Genomic DNA, 19,768 nt, shown 5'->3' with positions numbered 1-19,768 from the left:
TCAGTCTCCGTCCAGCGACGAAAAGCCCACCGACAATCCGAGCGCCGCCGACAGTTGCTCGCCGATCTGGTTCTGCAACGACCCGGTCACCAGCACCAGATAATCCAGCGCATGCGCCTGTTTCTCATCCGCCACCGCTTGCTCGACCGGCAGCGTCACCAGGTCTATCGCCCTCTGGGCATTGGAAAATTCGAACGCAATTGAGTTGTCCAGTGCCTTGTCCTTCTCCTCGACCTCGCGCGCTATGCCCGACACCTCGATCAGCCGCCGCATGCCCTCCACATTGGCCTCGATCATCGCCATGGTCAGCCCAGAGCGCCAAAACAGCGCCTGCTTGGGCTTGGCCGCCGCATCGCCATTGGCAATAAACGGCTTGATCCGCGCGTCCCGCGTCCCCTCGATGCCATGCGACACCAGCCCGACGATCTGCTCCAACGCCTCGATCGGCGTCCGGTAATCCGCATAGCTCGGATCGGGCCGCGTCAGATGCGCCGCCACCCCGTCATAGCGGTACCAGCCCATCGCCAGCTCATCGGCAATGGAACTGACATTGGCGGCAATCGCCTGCCCATAACGACAGCGGAATTGCCCCTCGACCGTCGACAATTCCTCTGCGCCGGTGCCGTACAGCACAAATTCCAGCGCGCCAAACCCCTGCGCCGCTACGCTTTTTTCGCGCAGACTCGTCACACTGGATGCCGTCGCATCCTTCTCGGCGAGGATAGCCTGCACCTGCCGCAGCCCGATCCCTTTGCGGTCGGGAAAAAACAGCAGCCGGTCGACGCGATTTTCTTCCATCAGCGGCCCGATGCGAATGAATTCGATCCCCCCGTAGGCCAGCGCCGCCTGCTCGAACTGGCGATGCGCAACGGCAAGCGTGTCCACCGAGGGGAGCACACATAACCCGCCCATGGCGCTTTCCAGCCCGCTGGCGCTACGCTTGAATTCGGCCATCGCAGGCCGGATCACCTGATTGACCGCCGCATCCAGCACCGTGCCCGGTGTCGGCGATTGCGCCCATGCCGGCTGCGCCAAGACCATCAGCAATAGAGCGAGCAGCTTGCGCATCACAGCGATTCCAGAAAGGCGATAACATCATCGCGTGTCGATTGGGACATTTTGGCAAACCCGTCGCGCGACGCTTGCGCTTCCCCGCCATGCCACAAAATGGCTTCGACGAGGCTGCGCCCCCGCCCATCATGCAGGAAAAATGTGTGTCCCGATACTGTCTGCGTCAGCCCGATGCCCCACAGCGGCGGCGTGCGCCACTCCGAACCATCGGCTAGCCCTTCGGGCCGGTGATCCGCCAGTCCCTCGCCCATGTCATGCAGCAAAAAGTCCGAATACGGCCAGATCAGCTGGAAACGATGCGCCGGATTCTCCGCCGCCCGGCTGGTCACGAACTTTGGCATATGGCAGCTGGCACAGCCGGCCCCATAAAACGCCGCCTTGCCACGCAAGACCGCTGGCGCATCGACATCGCGCCGCTCCGGCACGCCCAGCGTCTGCGCATAAAACGTCACCAGGTCGAGCACCGGGTCCGGCGCTTCCGACACCCCCAGCCGCGCCTGCTCGCCGGTTGGCATGGCAAGGCATTCGGCCTGGTTTTCGGTGCAGTCGCCATGCGGCAGGTCGAACAGCGGCGTCGAAACGCCGATGTCGCCTGCAAAGGCCGAAGCCGACTGGCTGCGGATGCTCGCCATTCCAGCCTTCCAGCCAAACCGCCCCAGCATCACTGACTTGGACACAGGCTCTATCGCAAAATTGGGCTTGCCCGAAATACCATCGCCATCCCGGTCATCGGGATCAGCCAGCGCCAGAATATCCTCGGCCGGGACCTGCTCTACCAGCCCCAACCCGATCATCGGACTGGCAATGCGCGGCGATATCATCACATTGTCCGCCAGCGGGCCGTAGTTGAGGTCAGCGGCCGAATAACTTGGCGGCCGCAGCGTCACCACCGTGCCATCGCCCAGCGTCACGGGCAGGTCCGTATAGTCGATCACCATGCGCCCCTCGGCTTTCAACCCCGGCACTGCGAAATCCTGCAATTGCGTGCCATAGACCGGATCGCCCACTTCGCCAGCAACCACCCCGTCCAGCGCCAGCGGCGTGTCATTCTCGCCCGGCGGCACCGACAGCCGGAGGAACATCGAGACATTCTCGGACTGGCCCTCAAATGGCGGGTGGCCGCGCCCGTCCTTGATATGGCAACTCTGACAGCCCCGCGCATTGAACAGCGGCCCCAGCCCATCCGATGCCTGCGTCGAACTCGGCGATGACACCCAGATCTTGCGGAACAGCGCATTGCCGAGCTTGAACTGCTCTTCCTGCTCAAAACTCAGATTATCGAGAAAATGGCTGAATGAGTCCGCGTTGACCGAAAAGTCCGTAGTCCCCTTGCCCGCCGAGTTCTTCTCCGAGCCCTCGGGCTTGGTAAAATCCGTGGTAGACCGGGTCACAGCCTGCACCCGCGCCAGATCTTCGGCGGTCAGGTCGCTGCGCACCGCCCTGTCCTGCGCAAACACCATCCCACCGGCAAGCAGCGCGACGAGAGCTATGGTGAAGCGAGTTTTCATGGGCGTTGCTATTACCGGTTTTTTTGCCAAACGACCAACAAACTCGGTGCCATCCGGGCCGTAAGCCGGGATGCTCCCTGAGATAGCAGTCTTGCCGCCAGATAGCTCGGACGAGCGACCCGCAGTCGGGGCACGATCTCACGATAGGCCCAGGTTCAAGGCCGGGGGTGACATCGGGTTTGGAGTACGTCTGTCGATTACTGAAACACCGCGTCCGGATTGCTCAAGCTGTCGCTGTCTTCAATGGTCACGGCATCGCCCAGCTTCAGCAGCGCCACGGCGCGCTCGATGCCGCGCGTCTGGGCAATCAGCCCGTCGATGGCGGCCTGCACCACGGCATTGCCTTCGACATTGCCTTCGCCGATCTGCTGGTCATAGGCCTCGCCGGCTTCGGCGCGGTCGGCCATCACGTTCATCTTGCCCACCGTGTCGTCGAGCAGCGCCTTGATTTCGGTGTCGAGCGCAGCATCCTTGGCGGCGATCACGTCCGACAGCGAAGGTCCATCGACCACACGACCATCGACGCGCACATATTTGCCTAGATAGACATTCCGAATGCCGACCGCATCGTTGAGATGGGACACATGCGTGTTGTCCGAGAAGCAGTCCTGCTCTTCTTCGGGATCATGCAGCAGCAGGCCCAGCTTCATGCGTTCGCCAGCCACTTCGCCGAAAGACAGCGAGCCCATGCCAGTAAGAATGGCCGAGATACCCAGTTCCGGCAGTGCCGCGCGGGCAGCACCATCGGCAGTCCAGTTGGCCACCATTTCCTCGAGATCGCTGACCAGCAGCGACGACGCCGCCTTGAGATATGCGCCGCGACGGTCGGCATGATCTGCCGTCGAATAATCGGTGAACGGCCGCGCCCCGGCGCCCGGCCCGGTGCCATTCAGGTCCTGGCCCCACAGCAAAAACTCGATCGCATGGTAGCCCGTCGCCACGTTTGACTCGACGCCCGCCGCCTCTTGCAGGTTGTCCTGCAGCAGCGCCGGGGTGATGTTGGTCGCATCCAGCTCGACGCCGTCGATCAGCAGCTTGGGGTTGGCAATGACATTGGCCACATAAAGCGCGTTGCTGTCGCTCTCGCTGCCGTAGCTTGCGTCGACATAGTCGATCAGGCCTTCGTCCAGCGGCCAGACATTCACGCGCCCTTCCCACTCATCGACGATCGGGTTGCCGAAGCGGAACGCCTCGGTCTGCTGATAGGGAATGCGCGCCGCCTTCCAGGCATCCTTGGCCGCCTGCAGAGTCGCTTCGCTCGGCGTAGCGATCAACGCGTCAATCGCCGCATCAAGCGCCTTCGTCGTACTCAACGCATCTTCGTAACCGGCCAGCGCCAGATCGGCATAATTGTCCAGCACATCGGCATCAGCCGGTGCCTGCGCAAAAGCTGCAACCGGCGCAACCGACAAAGTAAGTGCAATAGCCAGAGTGCGCAGCGAGCGCCTGCCGAGCGAGAACATGGACGAAACTCCCGAATGAATTGCGAACCGGACTACGCCTGTCATCTTTAAAAAGCAATTCCCACTTGCTGTTTCGCGGCAGTCCACGGCTCCTCGAGAGGCGCTACCCAGCTCTTTGAGACGTCGATTTGTCAATTTTTGACCATCTGGACGAGACTGTCACAAACAGGCACTGTCACAATTGCAACTGGGGAGGACGCATAGGGGCAATGAGCAAGACATAAGCGGCTGATATCACGGCAGTTGTTACTGTCATGTGCCTTACCGCAAACCGTCATTGCACTGTCACACTGCCTCTCTACTTCCCGCTCAGTTCGCCCGAATGCCCTCAATGGGGCACCGCGAACGACTTTTCAGGGAGACTGAACATGTCCATCAAGAATATGCTCGGCGCATCGGTGTCGATGCTAGCCGTGCTCGCCGTGACTGCGCCCGCATTCGCCCAGGCCGATCTCGAGGCGCTTTACGCAGCCGCCAAGACCGAAGGTCAGCTCACCGTCATCGCCCTGCCCCACTCCTGGTGCAACTACGGCGGCGTGATCGAAGCCTTCAAGGCCAAGTATCCCGACATCACCGTCAACGAACTCAACCCCGATGCCGGCTCGGCCGACGAGCTCGAAGCCGTCCGCGCCAATATCGGCAATACCGGTCCGCAGGCTCCCGACGTGCTCGACGTCGGTCTCGCCTTTGGCCCCCAGGCCAAGGAAGAAGGCCTGCTGCAGGCTTACAAGGTCTCGACCTGGGACGACATTCCGGCCGACGCCAAGGATGCCGACGGCTTCTGGTACGGCGACTATTACGGCGTGCTGGCTTTCGGCATCAACAAGGACATCATCACCGGCGAAAACCCGGCGTCCTGGGCTGACCTGCAGAAGGACGAATTCGCGAACTCGGTCGCTCTGGCTGGCGATCCGCGCACTGCCAACAACGCCATCCTGTCGGTCTATGCAGCAGGTCTGTCGACCGGCGCAGATGCCGCTGGCGGCGCCCAGGCAGGTCTCGAGTACTTCAAGGCGCTGAACGACAAGGGCAACTTCGTCCCCGTCGACGCCGAAGCCGCTGCCATCGCCCAGGGCACCACCCCAATCGCCATCAACTGGGACTACAACCTGCTGGCCGCTCGTGACAACCTCAATGGCAACCCGCCAATCGAAGTCGTCGTCCCGGCTGACGGCGTCGTTGCCGGCGTCTACGTGCAGGCCATCTCGGCTCATGCACCGCACCCGAACGCTGCCAAGCTCTGGATGGAATACCTCTATTCAGACGAAGGCCAGAACGGCTGGCTGGCTGGCTATTGCCACCCGATCCGCTTCAACGCCATGTCCGAAGCCGGCACCCTGCCAGCCGAACTGATGGCCAAGCTGCCGGCTGCCGACAACTACGCCAAGGCCGTGTTCCCCACGATCGAAGAGCAGAACGCCAACAAGACCACCATCACCACCGGCTGGGACACCACCGTCGGCGCATCGGTTCAGTAGTCTGACCTGCGACTGAGTTTTCAGTCGACGCCCTCCCCCTTGCGGGGAGGGCTAAGGGGAGGGGAAGTTTGGCCCAATATCGGGGCTCACGCTCCCCCTCCCAACCTCCCCCGTCGAGGGGGATCTGCTGCATCCAGTTTTGGGCGCAATCTTGTCCCGCCCACAGCTTCTCCCTCGGACTTGAGCCGAGGGCCACTCGCCGCGCGGCAGGTGCTGCAATGGTTCTCGGGTCAAACCCCGGGGACTGTCTGAATAGACGACACTGGGGCCACGACGGGCAACATGACCGACAGCACATCCCGACCGACCCGCCGCCGCATCCCCTGGGATTACCTGGCCGTTGCGCCCTTCGTCATCTTCGCGGTGATGTTCCTGTTCATGCCGACACTCTCGTTGATCGGCACGGCTTTCACCGACAGGGCCGGCAATTTCACCTTTGACAATATCGGCGGCCTGTTCACCGACCAAATTCTCGCTGCCTACTCGATTTCCATCCGAGTTTCCGGCGCTTCCGCCATTCTTGGTGCGTTGATCGGCCTCGCCATCACGCTTGCCATCATCCGGGGTCGCCTGCCGGCACCCCTGCGCTCCGCGGTTATGACCTTTTCCGGCGTCGCCAGCAATTTTGCCGGCGTCCCGCTGGCCTTTGCCTTCATCGCCACGCTCGGTCGCATCGGTCTCGTCACCATCGTCCTGCGTGATGTGTTCCACCTCGATCTTTACCGCGCCGGCTTCAGCCTGTTCAGCTTCTGGGGCCTGACGCTGACCTATCTCTACTTCCAGATCCCGCTGATGATGCTGACCATTGCGCCAGCCGTCGACGGGCTCAAGAAGGAATGGAGCGAGGCCGCCCAGATGCTTGGCGCCAATCAGTGGCAGTTCTGGCGCTATGTCGGCCTACCCATCCTGTGGCCCAGCTTCCTCGGCACGCTCAGCCTGCTGTTTGCCAATGCCTTCGGCGCAATCGCCACCGCCTGGGCCCTCACCGGCTCCAACCTCAACATCGTTACCGTGCTGCTCTACAACCAGATCCGCGGCGATGCGCTGCAGAATCCTGGCCTCGGCGCCGCGCTGGCGCTTGGCATGATCGTCATCACCTCGCTGGCCAATGTCATCTATCTGATTGTCGCCAAACGCGCCGAGAGGTGGATGAAATGAAGCCCAACAAGTTCTGGGCCTGGCTGGTTTTTGCCCTTGGCGCGGCCTACTTCCTGGTGCCGCTGCTCGCCACCTTCATCTTCTCGCTGCGCATGCGCCGCAATGAGCTGAGCTTTGACGCCTACGTCTCAGTATTCTCCGACCCGCGCTTTTACGGCACTTTCGGCTATTCGCTGGCCATCGGCGCCGTCACCATCGTGGTCGGGGTCCTTGTCGTCGTGCCGGCGGTGTATTTCGTCCGCCTGCGCATGCCCTGGCTGCGCCCCGTCATGGAATTCGTCACCCTGCTGCCGCTGATCATTCCGGCGCTGGTTCTGGTCTACGGCTATATCCGCCTGTACAATTCCAGCTCGATCATCCCCTTCACCAGCAGCGCTTTTGGCACCGACATCCTGCTCACCGGCGCCTATGTGACGCTGGCGCTGCCCTATATGTATCGCGCCGTCGACAACGGCATGCGCACCATCGACATCGGTACGCTCACTGAAGCGGCCCAGATCGCCGGCGCCAACCAGCTCCAGATCATCGGCCAGATCATCCTGCCCAATATCTTGGTCGCCATCCTCTCCGGCGCCTTCCTGACCTTCGCCATCGTGATCGGCGAATTCACCATCGCGTCGCTGCTCAACCGGCCGGCTTTCGGCCCGTATCTCGTGGGCATCGGCACCAACAAGGCTTATGAGCCGGCGGCGCTTGCCATCATTTCCTTCATCATCACCTGGGGCGCCATGGGCATGATCAACGTGCTCGGCCGCTTCGCCCCCCGCACTTCTGCCAGAACCGACTGAGAGAGTACCGATTGATCATGGCCGCCTTTCTCGAAGTCAACAATCTCACCAAGACTTTCGGCACCACCACCGTGGTCAAGTCGGTCAACTTCGCCTTCGACAAGGGCGAGTTCATTTCCCTGCTCGGACCTTCCGGCTGCGGCAAGACTACCATCCTGCGCATGATCGCCGGCTTCGAACACCCCACCTCGGGATCGATCAAAGTCGATGGCCAGGACATCACCGGCCTCAAGCCAAACCAGCGCCAGCTGGGCATGGTGTTCCAGGCCTATGCCCTGTTCCCCAATCTCAACGTCGGCGACAATATCGGCTTCGGCCTCAAGATTGCCGGCATGCCCGCCGAACAGCGCCGTGCCCGCGTCGATGAAATGCTCAAGCTGATCGGCCTGCCCGGCTTCGAAAAACGCTACCCCTACGAAATGTCTGGCGGCCAACAGCAGCGCGTCGCCCTCGCCCGCGCCATCGCACCGCGTCCCCGCATGCTCCTGCTCGATGAGCCACTTTCTGCTCTCGACGCCAAGATCCGTGTCTCACTGCGCGAAGAAATCCGCGCCATCCAGCTTGAGCTGGGCATCACCACCGTCTTCGTCACCCACGACCAGGAAGAGGCGTTGTCGATTTCCGATCGCATCGTGGTCATGAATAACGGCAATATCGAACAGCTCGGCGCCCCACACGAAATCTACAACAAGCCCGCCACCCGCTTTGTCGCCACCTTCGTCGGTCACCTCAACACCATCGAGGCCACCGTGCTCGATGCCGCCGCGCGCACCGTCGCGATCGATGGCCAGACAGTCACCGTCAGCGCCCTCCCGGCATCTGCAGCCAGCGCTGCCCCGATCTCCTTGACCCTCCGTCCAGAAGTGCTGGCCGTCGGCCCGCGTGATGGCAATGACATCACGCTGACCGGCACCATTTCCGACGTCACCTTCCTCGGCTCGGTCATCCGCCTCCGCGTCGCCCTCGGCCGCAACATCATCAGCCTCGACACCTTCAACGACCAGCGCACCGCCCCGCCCGCCCGCAACGAACCCATTACCATCAGCCTCGCCAGCAAGGACCTGCTGGTTCTCTGATCGCTTCGCGCCTTGTGGGGAGGGGACAAGGGTGGGGGTAGTTTAGGGAGGGACGTGGTGTGGACCACACTCCCCCTTGCGGCAGACGGCGAAAGGCCGTTACCACTGACGACCCACCGAAGGAGTCGACGCCCGATGGAATCCCCCTTCGTCACCACCGAGTGGCTTGCAGCCCATCTCAGCGACCCCAATGTGGTCGTGCTGGATGGCAGCTGGCACATGCCCAATGCCGCGCGCAACGCCCAGGCCGAATATCTCGACGGCCACATACCCGGCGCAGTGTTTTTCGACATCGACGGGGTGGCCGACAACACTTCCGAGCTGCCCCATATGCTGCCCGCGCCCAGCGATTTCGCCCGCATGGTCGGCGCCTTGGGCATTTCCGACGGCATGACCATCGTGGTCTATGATGAGCTCGGCCTGTTTTCCGCGCCGCGCGTGTGGTGGACTTTTAAGGCCATGGGCGCCGCCGACGTCCGCATCCTCTCCGGCGGCGGTCCCAAATGGCGTGCCGAACGCCGCGCCACCGAGCCGGGTCTGGTCACTCGCTCGCGCCAGATATTCGAAACCAGTTTCGATCCGGCGCGCGTCGCGGATTTCGAAATAGTCCGGGCCCGCAGCCGCGACGGCCAGGCCCAGATAGCCGATGCCCGGCCCGCACCGCGATTTCACGGCGAGGTCTCCGAACCACGCGCTGGCCTGCGGAGCGGTCACATCCCCAATAGCCTCAACGTTCCGGTCAGCCTTCTCACCGAAGCCGGCCAGATCAAGCCCGCTGCCGAGCTGCAGCAACTGTTCACCGACCGCGGCCTCGATCTCGCCCAGCCCATCATTACCTCCTGCGGCTCGGGCATCACCGCCTCGACGCTGGCGCTGGCGCTCGGGCTTGCCGGTGCCAAAGACGTCGCCGTCTATGACGGCTCCTGGACCGAATGGGGCAGCCGCAAGGACGCCGATATCGAGACCTGATCGGTCTGATACCCTAGCCCCGCAGGACCTCGCCGAGGGCCGTCGTCAGAAAATCTGCAACCCGCCGAATGCGCGCGTTGGTGCGGACTTCCTCGCTCATCACCAGCCAGACCGGCAGTGGATTAAGGGCAATCCCGCTATCCACCTGCTCGAGTTCCGGATGACGTCTTGCCAGGATAACCTGGCCGACGCCGATGCCTGCGCCTGCCAGCAGCAGGTTCCAGGTCAGCATTCCATCATCGGTCCGGAAGGCAAACTGCTCGCGGGCCAGGTCGATGTCATAGGCTGAAAAAGCGCGGATCAGGAAATCGCCGCGATCGAGCCCGATCAGGTCGTGCCGCTGCAGATCAGCTTTTGACGCCACGCGCCCCCGGCGATCGAAATAGGCCTTGGTGGCAAACAGGCCGATCGGCGTCTCCCCGAGCTTTCGGGCAATCAGGGCGTTCTGCGTCGGATCTGCCATGCGAATGGCGATGTCGGCGTCGCGGCGCAACAGGTTCTGGTTGGTGTCCGAAGCCACGATCTCGAACTGTATGCTCGGTTCCGCCTGCCGCAAGGCCGCTACAATCGGGGGCAGCATGAGGTTGGCGACGATGACCGATGCGGTGATCCGCACACTGCCGAGCAGTTGCTGCGAGCGTCCCTGAGCCTTGAGGTTGAGCGCCTCGGCTGCGGCACCCATGGCCCGCGCATCCTCGATCAGGCCGAGCGCCGGGCTGGTCGGCTCCAGCCCTCGTGCCGAACGCGTGAACAGGATGACCCCGAGCGCGGTTTCCAGTTCCCGAATGTGCCGGCTCAACGTCGGCTGCGTCGCGCCAATGTTTTTAGCCGCTGTAGACAGAGAGCCGCCCTCAACGACGGCCAAAAAGGATCGAACCAGCGTCCAGTCGAGGTTATTCATTTTTGGAACGACGTTATCGTTTCTTGCTCAATTACCATTCGAAATTAAGACAGCTACCTTGTGAGCGTCAACCACAGATCGCGGCCCAGACCAGCGACGTGAACAGCAAACCAAGGGTAGCATCATGAACATCACCAACCAGACGCAGTTCATCACCACTGAGGGCGGCCAGATCGCTTTTGAGGACACGGGCGGCAATGGTCCAGCAATCCTCGCCATCCCCGGCATGGGCGACCTGCGCTCGGAATACCGCTACTTGCGCCCCGCTTTGCAGCAGGCCGGCTATCGCGTCATCACCATGGATGCCCGCGGTTATGGCGAAACCAGCGCGACCTGGAACGACTACTCGGCCCGTGCAGTCGGCCGTGACGCTGTCGCCGTGCTCAAGCACCTTGGCGCCGGTCCGGCCACCATCATGGGCAATTCATTCGCCGCCGGCTCTGCCCTGTGGGCAGCGCAGGATGCACCCGAACAGGTCAATGGCGTGGTGCTGCTTGGACCCATCGTCCGCGATCTCGAACCGACTTTCGTGCAGAAGCTCTCGCTGAAAATCGGCTTTGCCGGCCCTTGGCGCGTCGGCTTCTGGACCATCTATTGGGATACCCTGTTTCCCACCAAAAAGCCTGCGGATCATGCGCAGGTAGAGGCCGCCATCACCGAGAACCTGCGCGAGCCCGGCCGCATGGACGCCCTGATCGCCATGCTCGGCCTGTCCAAGGCTGATACTGCCGCCATTCTCGACCAGACCAAGGTGCCTGCCCTGATCGTCATGGGCACTAGGGATCCCGACTTCACCGATGCCGTCGAAGAAGCCCGCATGCTGGCCGGCAAGCTCAACGCCGAAACCCTGATCGTCGATGGCGCAGGCCATTATCCTCACACCGAAATGCCCGACCTGGTGTCGCCGCGCATCCTGTCATTCCTCGGCGAACTGGCCGGCAATGGCCCCAGCATCAAGCTGGCCGCAGCGCCCTAATTCAAAGCACGTCCCCACTCGCCCACCACCCACCATTCAAAGGATTGAATCATGAGCGTTATCCTCAGCACTGCGATCGATATCCAAGCTCCCGCCAGCGACGTGTGGGCCGTGCTCACCGACTTCCCCACTTATGGCGAGTGGAGCACTTTTTCAAAAGTCGACGGCATCGCCACCATGGGCAGCAAGCTGGCCATGCGCATGCCGGGCTTTAACTTTGGCTCCACGGTCACCACGGTACGGCCCAATGAGGAACTGGAATGGTCCGCCCAGCTGTTCAATGCAGGCGTCTTCAATGGCGCACACACCTTCACCCTCACCTCCAACCCGGATGGCACGACGCGTCTCACCAATACCGAGACATTTTCCGGTTGGCTGCTGCGGCCGTTCGAGGGTTTTTTCAAGCACGGAAAGGGCAGCGATGGCGGCGGATATGCATCCTTCAACCAGGCCCTCAAGAAGCGGGTGGAAGCCAAGGTCAACTAATGCGGGCACCCTCTCCAACCTCCCCGACAAACAAAAAGGCCGCCGGATCGCTCCGACGGCCTCGTCATTCCGGCCCTGATAAACTCAGGCGCGGTTCTTGTTGTAGAGATCGAAGAACACGGCTGCCAGCAGCACGACGCCCTTGATCATCTGTTGCAGGTCGATGTTGATGCCCATGATCGACATGCCGTTGTTCATCACGCCGAGGATGAAGGCGCCGATCACCGCACCGGCAACCGCGCCGACGCCGCCCAGCGCCGAAGCGCCGCCGATGAACACGGCCGCGATAACGTCGAGCTCAAGGCCCTGGCCGGCTTTCGGCGTCGCCGAATTGAGGCGGGCCGCATAGATCATGCCGGCGAGAGCCGCCAGCGCGCCCATGATGGCGAACACATAGAAGGTCATCCGCTCGGTCTTGATGCCCGAGAGCGCCGCCGCCTTGAGGTTGCCGCCCAGTGCATAGATGCGACGGCCAAAGGTCATGCGCTTGGTGATGAACACGAAGGCTGCAATCAGCAGGCCCATCACCACCAGCACGTTCGGCAGGCCGCGATACGACGCCAGCATGTAGACGAAGAACAGCACCAATACGGCGATCACCAGGTTCTTGGCGACGAACAGCACGAAGGGCTCGCTCTCGTAACCGCGCGCCTTGCGACGCTGGCGGCCACGAATGGCGAAGAACATCATGGCGACGATGCCGACGATGGCGATAACCAGGGTGGTGGTATGCAGCACCAGTGGCTGCACGGCAGCGATTGCGGCCACGCCGTCACTTGCGGGCACGGCTGCGACAGCGGGCACCAGCGTGGTGGGCCCGATGAAGTCCGGGATGAAGCCGGCCGACAGCAGCTGGAATTCAGCCGGGAACGGACCAACGGACTTGCCGGCCAGCAGTGCCAGCGACAGGCCCTTGAAGATCAGCATGCCGGCCAGCGTAACGATGAACGACGGGATCCGGTGATAGGCGATCAGGTAGCCCTGCGCCGCGCCGATCGCCGCGCCGACCACGATGCAGATAGCGCCGGCCACGAATGGATTGGCCAGGAAGGCAAATTCCGGCGGAAACCGCCAGCCGACCATCAGCATCGCTGCAAGCGCACCGATGAAGCCCGAAACCGAGCCGACCGAAAGGTCGATATGGCCGGCGACGATCACCAGCAGCATGCCCAGCGCCATCACGATGATGTAGCTGTTCTGCAGGATGATATTGGTCAGATTGACCGGCTTGAACAGCACGCCACCAGTGGACCACTGGAAGAACAGCATGATCAGGATCAGCGCAAGCAGCAGGCCATAGTCCCGCATATTGGCCTTGAGCGCGCCCAGGACGGTGAGTTCCTGGTTCTGTGCTGGCGTGCTCGTTGGAGCGGTTTCGGTGGTCATGATGCCTTCCCTTCAGCGCGAACGATTGCGCGCATGATCTTTTCCTGGCTGGCTTCGCTGGTCGGCATTTCGCCAACGATGCGGCCTTCGTTCATTACATAGATGCGGTCAGTGATGCCGAGCAGCTCGGGCATCTCCGAAGAGATGACGAGCACGGCTTTGCCCTGTGCCGCGAGTTGATTGATGATCGTGTAGATTTCGTATTTGGCGCCGACGTCGATGCCGCGCGTCGGCTCATCGAGGATCAGCACGTCCGGATTGGCGAACAGCCACTTGCTCAGCACGACCTTCTGCTGGTTGCCGCCAGAGAGGTTGCCGGTGATCTGATAAACGCTCGACGAGCGGATATTGGTCTTGCGGCGATACTCGTTGGCGACGTCCATTTCCGTCATGTCGTCGATCACGCCAATACGCGATATACCGTTCAGATTGGCCAGCGTCGTATTGTGCTTGATGTGGTCGATCAGGTTCAGGCCATAGGTCTTGCGATCCTCGGTGGCATAGGCAATGCCATTCGCCACGGCCTTTTCGACGGTCGATGTATCGACCTTCTTGCCATTCATGAACACTTCGCCGGAAATGCGCTGGCCATAGGATTTGCCGAACACGCTCATGGCAAATTCTGTGCGGCCCGAGCCCATCAGCCCGGCAATGCCGACCACTTCGCCCTTGCGGATATTGATGCCGATATTCTTGATCACCTGACGGTCGCGGTGAAGCTGGTGATACACCGACCAGTCCTTGACCTCGAACACCACTTCGCCGATGTGCGGCTCACGTGACGGATAACGGTCATCCAGCGACCGGCCCACCATCAGCGTGATGATGCGGTCTTCGGTAATGTCTTCCTTGTTCAGCGTCTCGATGCTGCGCCCGTCACGGATCACCGTAATGCGATCTGCAACCTTGGAAATCTCGTTCAGCTTGTGGCTGATCAGGATCGAGGTAATGCCTTGGCTGCGAAATTCCATCAGCAGGTCGAGCAGGGCCGCGCTGTCTTTTTCAGACAGCGATGCGGTCGGCTCGTCGAGGATGAGCAGCTTCACTTCCTTGGACAGGGCCTTGGCGATTTCCACAAGCTGCTGCTTGCCAACGCCGATATTGGTCACCAGCGTATCGGGATCTTCGGTTAGACCAACCATGCCGAGCAGCTTGCGAGCGCCGTCACGGGTCTCGTCCCAGTCGATTACGCCGTTCTTGGCCTGCTCATTGCCCAGGAAGATATTCTCGGCAATCGACAGCAGCGGCACCAGTGCCAACTCCTGGTGGATGATGACGATACCCTTGTGCTCGCTGTCGCGGATCGACTTGAACTGCTGGACTTCGCCCTTGTAGACGATTTCGCCATCATAGGTGCCGGAGGGATAGACCCCGCTCAGCACCTTCATAAGAGTAGACTTGCCGGCGCCGTTCTCACCCACGATGGCGTGGATTTCGGCTTCCCGCACGTCGAGATTGACGTCCGACAGCGCTTTCACGCCGGGGAAGGTCTTGGTGATGCTGCGCATCTCCAGAATGGTGTTGCTCATGCTGGCCCTGTCATTGGGTAGACCTCATGGTGAGCCTGCAGCGCTCGTCCAAGCACGAACCACGAGGTCGGATGTCGGGCTCTATGAGCCAGACAGCCCCGGTCTACAAGCTCACCGTGAGGTCTCACGATTAATTTAGAAAAAGGCCCCGCGTTGCCGCGGAGCCCCAATCAGTTGAGTTACCAGTATTTACTGGATGTCTTCTGGCTTCAGGTAACCCGAGTCGATGACCAGGGCCTGGTAGTTCGAAGCATCGACTTCATACGGGGTCAGCAGGATCGAAGGCACAACCTTGACACCATTGTCATACGTGGTGGTGTCGAGGCCTTCTGGCGTGCCGCCCGAAACCAGCGTGTCGACGAGGTCGGCAGTGGTCTTGGCCAGTTCGCGAGTGTCCTTGTAGATGGTCGAATACTGTTCGCCGGCAATGATTGCCTTGACGGACGGTGCTTCGGCATCCTGGCCCGAGATCACGGGCCAAGCCAGATCGGCCGCACCGTAACCAACGCCGCGGAGCGACGAGATGATACCACGGCTCAGGCCATCATATGGCGAGAGAACGGCGTCAACACGCGAACCGTCCGAGTAGTTGGCGGACAGGATGTTGTCCATGCGGGCCTGAGCAACAGCACCGTCCCAACGCAGGGTACCAACGGTATCCATGCCAACCTGGCCGGACTTCACGACCAGGTCACCCTTGTCGATCAGCGGCTGGAACACGCTCATTGCGCCATCGTAGAAGAAGAAAGCGTTGTTATCATCCGGCGAACCGCCGAACAGTTCGATATTGAACGGGCCAGCCTTCTCAGGATAGCCGAGACCCTTGAGGATCGAGTTGGCCTGCAGCACGCCGACCTGGAAGTTGTCGAAAGTGGTGTAGAGGTCGACGTTTGCAGTCTCGCGGATCAGGCGGTCATAAGCGACAACCTTGATGCCGGCATCGGCCGCCTGCTGCAGCACGCTCGACAGCGTGGTGCCGTCGATCGAACCGATCACGAGAGCCTTGACGCCCTTGGTGACCATGTTTTCGATCTGAGCGAGCTGGTTCGGCACGTCATCTTCTGCGAACTGCAGATCGACGGTGTAGCCCTTGGCTTCGAGAGCCGACTTCAGCTCATTGCCGTCCGAAATCCAACGCAGCGACGACTGTGTCGGCATTGCAATGCCGATAGCACCCTTGTCCTGGGCAAACACCGCGGTCGAAGCGGTCAGCGCCATTGCGCCAACGGCCAGCACGGTGGCAAGCGTCTTGATAATCTTCACGTCTCGACTCCCTTTTGTATTCGAGTTCAGAAGCTTTAGATGGTCTTCAGGGGAGAAGCCTGGGTGAACATGCGCGTTCCAGCGAACACCCGAAGGCGTAGGGCTAGTCTGTCTTGCATGAAGTCCTCCTGCTTGACGGCTGCTGCCGCCCGGGCCCTCCCAAGCCCACGGGCCGGAACCTAGGATAATCAGATACGATCTGTAAAGCCCATTCTCTCCGCCACTTGATTTTTTTCGATGATCGAATATTAACGATAACGCCAGTTTCCGGGCGATTGCGACCTACCCAATCGCTCGATAACATGTAACTGCCGATTGAGGTACGTGCCCGGTAACGATCGCGAAGCGACGCTGGCACGGCAAAGGTATCAGATACCTTGGAGGATGCGTGACTATATCTGCGGGGGACCTGCGCCCCGACCAACCCACCGCCGCCATGGCTGTGGCCGAGGCTTTGGCGCGTATTATTCTAACCGAGATGAGCCCGGGTATCAGTCTCCCCAGCGAGGCTGAACTGGCAACGCGCTATGACGTGAGCCGCCTGACCATTCGCGAAGCGGTCAAGCTGCTTGAGGGCCGCGGCCTGCTCGCCATTGCCCGCGGCCGCAAGGCCGTGGTGCGCGAACCTGACGGCGCCGCCTTCGCCGACTTCCTCACCTCGATTATCCGATACGATCCCAAGGGCCTGTTCGACCTGATCGAGGTCCGCCTATCCCTCGAGGTACAGTCGGCCACCCTCGCGGCAAAGCGCGCCACCCGAGCCGGCATTGCAGCGGTCGAAAGCGAATTACAAGGCATGCGCGACACTGTCGGCGAGCCAGGCGCGCCTATGTCCCATGACCAAGAGCTGAGTTTCCACACCCACGACGTTGGCTTCCACGAAGCCGTCGCGCTCGCCAGCGGCAATCGCGTGCTCGGCTTCTTGTTCGAGGCCATGTCCGTTCCCCTGCGCGAGGGCTTCTTCATTAGCCGCCGGGGCCATGAACAGCGCGGTCATACCCTGCACGACACCGTCCTAGCCCATCAGCGCATTCTTGACTGCATCAAGGACGGCAATAGCCGCTCGGCGGCCGATGCCATGCGCACCCACCTTAAGGATACCGAACGCGACATCCGCGCCGCCCTCAGCCAGTTGGCGCTGCGACCAAGCTCTACCGGCTGAGACATAAACGCTTGCGGCCCGTCGCCGCATGGCCGAATAATCCCGCCAAATTGCAGGGCGGGCCATGGCGCAGCGAATAGACACGTCGATCAATCGTCTGGACGATGCCGCTCGCGCCGGCTGGCTCTACTATGTCGCCGGCAATACCCAGGAAGAAATCGCCACCAAACTGGGCATTTCGCGCCAGTCCGCCCAGCGCCTCGTTTCGCTGTCGGTCAGTGAAGGCCTGATCAAGGTTCGTCTCGATCATCCAATCGGCCGCTGCATGGATTTAGCCGGCCGCCTCAAGACCCGTTTCGCGCTCGATCTGGTCGAGATCGTTCCATCTGATCCTTCCAGTGATTCGACCACCATCGGCCTTGCCGAAGCCACCGCCGCCGAGATCGAGCGCTGGCTCAAGCGCCCCGACCCCATCGTCATGGCCGTCGGCACCGGCCGCACGCTCAAGGCCGCCGTCGAGCAGCTGACGCCGATGGAGGCCGCGCACCACAAGGTCGTGTCACTCACCGGCAATATCGCCCCGGATGGCTCGGCTGCCTACTACAACGTCATCTTCAACATGGCTGACACTGTGAAAGCCCGCAGCTTTCCGATGCCCCTGCCGGTCATCGCCTCGTCGGCTCGCGAGCGCGAACTGCTGCATGCCCAGCCCATGATTCGCGAAACGTTGAAGCTTGCCGCCAAGGCCGACGTGACCTTCGTCGGTGTCGGACATATTGGCGCCGACGCACCGCTCTATCTCGACGGCTTCATCACCGACGCCGAACTCAAGGCCCTGCAAAAGGCTGGCGCCGTTGGCGAAATCTGTGGCTGGAGCTTTGATGCCGATGGCAGGCTGATCGACGGCATCATCAACGACCGCGTTGCTTCTGCCCCGCTGCCCTCTCGCGAGAACTCGCTTGTAGTGGCAATCGCCATGGGCAAGCGCAAATTGCCCGGCATCCGCGCGACCCTCAACCGTCGCTTGGTGAACGGTTTGATAACTGACGAGCGCACGGCCGCAGGCCTGCTCGATCTGTAATAAGCCACTGATACAGCAATACTAAATTGCGTTTAGCTCCGCATTTTGGCTTACGTACGTCAGGTGATGGACGCATGGCACGCTTGACTCTGCCGCATATGTTGTGAGTATTTGCCCATCGCCGGGACAAATGCCCGTATCGATAACTGGGAGGAATTCTATGAAACTGTTAACCCTCGTGGGCGCGTTCACCCTTGCGCTGGCGGCTTCCGCCTCGGCGCAGACGCTCACCATCGCAACCGTCAACAATGGCGACATGGTCCGCATGCAGGGCCTGTCCTCGGCTTTCACCGAAGAGACCGGCATCGAACTCAACTGGGTCGTGCTCGAAGAAAACACCCTGCGCCAGAACGTCACCACCGACATCGCCACCAATGGCGGCCAGTATGACGTGATGACCATCGGCACCTATGAAGCGCCAATCTGGGCAAAGCAGGGCTGGCTGGCTCCGCTCGACGCTCTCACCGCCGATGCCTCTTATGACGTCGACGACATTCTGCCTGCCATCCGTTCGGGCCTTTCGCTCGACGGCAAGCTCTATGCAGCCCCGTTCTACGGCGAAAGCTCGTTTATCATGTACCGCAAGGACCTGATGGAAAAGGCTGGCCTGACCATGCCGGAAGCCCCGACCTGGGAATTCATCGGAGAAGCCGCCCGCGCCATGACCGACCGCACCGCCGACATCAACGGCATCTGCCTGCGCGGCAAGGCCGGTTGGGGCGAGAACATGGCCTTCCTGACCGCCATGTCCAACTCCTTCGGTGCCCGCTGGTTCGACGAAAACTGGAAACCCCAGTTCAACACCCCAGAGTGGAAGAACACCCTGGACACCTACCTGTCGCTGATGGCTGACGCTGGCCCGGCCGGTGCTTCGTCCAATGGCTTCAACGAAAACCTCACGCTGTTCCAGCAGGGCAAATGTGGCATGTGGATCGACGCTACCGTCGCCGCATCCTTCGTGACCAACCCCACCGACTCCACCGTTGCCGACAAGGTCGGTTTCGCCCTGGCTCCCGACAATGGTCTGGGCAAGCGCGGCAACTGGCTCTGGGCATGGTCGCTGGCCATTCCAGCAAGCTCGCAGAATGCCGAAGCCGCCGAGAAGTTCATCGATTGGGCAACCAACAAGGACTATCTGGCAACCGTGGCCGCAGCTGAAGGCTGGGCTAACGTTCCGCCCGGCACCCGCACTTCGCTCTATGAGAATGCGGACTACCAGGCTGCAGCACCCTTCGCCAAGATGACGCTGGACTCCATCAACTCGGCCGATCCCGCCAAGCCGACCGTCAAGCCAGTGCCCTATGTTGGCGTGCAGTTCGTCGCCATCCCGGAATTTGCCGGCATGGGCACCAATGTCGGCCAACTGTTCTCGGCAGCCCTTGCCGGCCAGATGTCGGCTGACGACGCCCTGGCCCAGGCCCAGGACGCAGTCACCCGCGACATGACCCGCGCCGGCTACATCAAGTAGTCCTCTCCCGAAGACGAGCCGCCCGGTCAAAGTCCCCTCTGGAGACCGGGCGGTTTCTATGCCTG

17 protein-coding genes are annotated in these 19,768 nt (G+C 61.5%); 10 read left to right on the top strand and 7 right to left on the bottom strand.

Annotated elements, in window-relative coordinates; genetic code table 11:
* The 3 genes from WH91_RS15425 to WH91_RS15415 form a co-directional block, all read right to left on the bottom strand.
* The gene (locus tag WH91_RS15425; protein WP_046171897.1) at positions 1-1,068 is read right to left on the bottom strand and encodes an imelysin family protein; all 1,068 of its coding nucleotides are present in this window, start codon (positions 1,066-1,068) and stop codon (positions 1-3) included.
* A complete protein-coding gene (locus tag WH91_RS15420) occupies positions 1,068-2,579 on the bottom strand; it encodes a di-heme oxidoreductase family protein (protein ID WP_082102202.1) in 1,512 nt (503 codons plus the stop codon). The genes WH91_RS15425 and WH91_RS15420 overlap by 1 nt, the downstream gene beginning before the upstream one ends.
* A 197-nt stretch (positions 2,580-2,776) precedes the next feature.
* Positions 2,777-4,042: an imelysin family protein gene (locus tag WH91_RS15415; protein ID WP_046171895.1), complete on the bottom strand. Its 1,266-nt coding sequence runs from the start codon at positions 4,040-4,042 to the stop codon at positions 2,777-2,779.
* Between the two features lie 368 nt (positions 4,043-4,410).
* Here WH91_RS15415 and WH91_RS15410 point away from each other — a divergent pair, with 368 nt between their 5' ends.
* From WH91_RS15410 to sseA, 5 genes are all read left to right on the top strand, one after another.
* Positions 4,411-5,520, top strand: a complete 1,110-nt coding sequence (locus tag WH91_RS15410; protein WP_052952871.1) for an ABC transporter substrate-binding protein — start codon at positions 4,411-4,413, stop codon at positions 5,518-5,520.
* Positions 5,521-5,802: 282 nt separating this feature from the next.
* A complete protein-coding gene (locus tag WH91_RS15405) occupies positions 5,803-6,678 on the top strand; it encodes an ABC transporter permease (protein WP_046171894.1) in 876 nt (291 codons plus the stop codon).
* On the top strand, positions 6,675-7,466 hold the full coding sequence (locus tag WH91_RS15400) for an ABC transporter permease (protein WP_046171893.1): 792 nt from the start codon (positions 6,675-6,677) through the stop codon (positions 7,464-7,466). Before WH91_RS15405 ends, WH91_RS15400 begins: the two co-directional genes overlap by 4 nt.
* Before the next feature lie 17 nt (positions 7,467-7,483).
* Entirely contained in the window at positions 7,484-8,542 is a 1,059-nt protein-coding gene (locus tag WH91_RS15395) for an ABC transporter ATP-binding protein (protein ID WP_046171955.1), read from the top strand.
* A 135-nt stretch (positions 8,543-8,677) separates the two neighbouring features.
* Positions 8,678-9,511, top strand: coding sequence for a 3-mercaptopyruvate sulfurtransferase (gene sseA / locus WH91_RS15390; RefSeq protein ID WP_046171892.1), 834 nt, complete (start codon positions 8,678-8,680; stop codon positions 9,509-9,511).
* 13 nt (positions 9,512-9,524) lie between these two features.
* Here the strand turns inward: sseA and WH91_RS15385 are convergent, their stop codons facing one another.
* Positions 9,525-10,412: a LysR family transcriptional regulator gene (locus WH91_RS15385; RefSeq protein ID WP_046171891.1), complete on the bottom strand. Its 888-nt coding sequence runs from the start codon at positions 10,410-10,412 to the stop codon at positions 9,525-9,527.
* 124 nt (positions 10,413-10,536) lie between these two features.
* On the opposite strand from WH91_RS15385, the gene WH91_RS15380 reads away from it, so the two are divergent.
* Positions 10,537-11,388, top strand: coding sequence for an alpha/beta fold hydrolase (locus WH91_RS15380; protein ID WP_143078056.1), 852 nt, complete (start codon positions 10,537-10,539; stop codon positions 11,386-11,388).
* Between the two features lie 51 nt (positions 11,389-11,439).
* Positions 11,440-11,874: an SRPBCC domain-containing protein gene (locus WH91_RS15375; RefSeq protein ID WP_046171890.1), complete on the top strand. Its 435-nt coding sequence runs from the start codon at positions 11,440-11,442 to the stop codon at positions 11,872-11,874.
* Positions 11,875-11,958: 84 nt separating this feature from the next.
* Here the strand turns inward: WH91_RS15375 and mmsB are convergent, their stop codons facing one another.
* From mmsB to chvE, 3 genes are all read right to left on the bottom strand, one after another.
* Positions 11,959-13,260 carry a multiple monosaccharide ABC transporter permease gene (gene mmsB / locus WH91_RS15370; RefSeq protein ID WP_046171889.1) on the bottom strand — a complete coding sequence of 434 codons (1,302 nt, stop codon included), beginning with the start codon at positions 13,258-13,260 and terminating at the stop codon, positions 11,959-11,961.
* Complete coding sequence (gene mmsA / locus WH91_RS15365) at positions 13,257-14,789, bottom strand: multiple monosaccharide ABC transporter ATP-binding protein (RefSeq protein ID WP_046171888.1); 1,533 nt, start codon at positions 14,787-14,789, stop codon at positions 13,257-13,259. Before mmsA ends, mmsB begins: the two co-directional genes overlap by 4 nt.
* Positions 14,790-14,978: 189 nt before the next feature.
* Entirely contained in the window at positions 14,979-16,052 is a 1,074-nt protein-coding gene (gene chvE / locus WH91_RS15360; RefSeq protein ID WP_046171887.1) for a multiple monosaccharide ABC transporter substrate-binding protein, read from the bottom strand.
* A gap of 388 nt (positions 16,053-16,440) precedes the next feature.
* Between chvE and WH91_RS15355 the strand changes: the two genes are divergently transcribed.
* The 3 genes from WH91_RS15355 (at position 16,441) to WH91_RS15345 (ending at position 19,703) form a co-directional block, all read left to right on the top strand.
* Entirely contained in the window at positions 16,441-17,214 is a 774-nt protein-coding gene (locus tag WH91_RS15355) for a FadR/GntR family transcriptional regulator (RefSeq protein ID WP_143078057.1), read from the top strand.
* A gap of 64 nt (positions 17,215-17,278) precedes the next feature.
* Positions 17,279-18,235, top strand: coding sequence for a sugar-binding transcriptional regulator (locus tag WH91_RS15350; RefSeq protein ID WP_046171885.1), 957 nt, complete (start codon positions 17,279-17,281; stop codon positions 18,233-18,235).
* Positions 18,236-18,395: 160 nt separating this feature from the next.
* A complete protein-coding gene (locus WH91_RS15345; protein WP_046171884.1) occupies positions 18,396-19,703 on the top strand; it encodes an ABC transporter substrate-binding protein in 1,308 nt (435 codons plus the stop codon).
* The last annotated feature ends 65 nt before the right edge of the window (positions 19,704-19,768 follow it).

Origin of the sequence: Devosia psychrophila (assembly GCF_000971275.1) — a bacterium.
Classification (GTDB): Bacteria; Pseudomonadota; Alphaproteobacteria; order Rhizobiales; family Devosiaceae; genus Devosia; species Devosia psychrophila.
This window is presented reverse-complemented; position numbering and strand designations above follow the sequence as displayed.

Bases quoted from the DNA above. Each gene is read 5' to 3' on its own strand.
- WH91_RS15420 (WP_082102202.1), bottom strand. From the start codon at position 2,579: ATGAAAACTCGCTTCACCATAGCTCTCGTCGCGCTGCTTGCCGGTGGG.
- WH91_RS15345 (WP_046171884.1), top strand. From the start codon at position 18,396: ATGAAACTGTTAACCCTCGTGGGCGCGTTCACCCTTGCGCTGGCGGCT.
- WH91_RS15405 (WP_046171894.1), top strand. From the start codon at position 5,803: ATGACCGACAGCACATCCCGACCGACCCGCCGCCGCATCCCCTGGGAT.
- sseA (WP_046171892.1), top strand. From the start codon at position 8,678: ATGGAATCCCCCTTCGTCACCACCGAGTGGCTTGCAGCCCATCTCAGC.
- WH91_RS15425 (WP_046171897.1), bottom strand. From the start codon at position 1,068: ATGCGCAAGCTGCTCGCTCTATTGCTGATGGTCTTGGCGCAGCCGGCA.
- WH91_RS15350 (WP_046171885.1), top strand. From the start codon at position 17,279: ATGGCGCAGCGAATAGACACGTCGATCAATCGTCTGGACGATGCCGCT.
- mmsB (WP_046171889.1), bottom strand. From the start codon at position 13,260: ATGACCACCGAAACCGCTCCAACGAGCACGCCAGCACAGAACCAGGAA.
- WH91_RS15380 (WP_143078056.1), top strand. From the start codon at position 10,537: ATGAACATCACCAACCAGACGCAGTTCATCACCACTGAGGGCGGCCAG.
- WH91_RS15395 (WP_046171955.1), top strand. From the start codon at position 7,484: ATGGCCGCCTTTCTCGAAGTCAACAATCTCACCAAGACTTTCGGCACC.
- WH91_RS15375 (WP_046171890.1), top strand. From the start codon at position 11,440: ATGAGCGTTATCCTCAGCACTGCGATCGATATCCAAGCTCCCGCCAGC.
- WH91_RS15415 (WP_046171895.1), bottom strand. From the start codon at position 4,042: ATGTTCTCGCTCGGCAGGCGCTCGCTGCGCACTCTGGCTATTGCACTT.
- WH91_RS15385 (WP_046171891.1), bottom strand. From the start codon at position 10,412: ATGAATAACCTCGACTGGACGCTGGTTCGATCCTTTTTGGCCGTCGTT.
- WH91_RS15410 (WP_052952871.1), top strand. From the start codon at position 4,411: ATGTCCATCAAGAATATGCTCGGCGCATCGGTGTCGATGCTAGCCGTG.
- WH91_RS15400 (WP_046171893.1), top strand. From the start codon at position 6,675: ATGAAGCCCAACAAGTTCTGGGCCTGGCTGGTTTTTGCCCTTGGCGCG.
- mmsA (WP_046171888.1), bottom strand. From the start codon at position 14,789: ATGAGCAACACCATTCTGGAGATGCGCAGCATCACCAAGACCTTCCCC.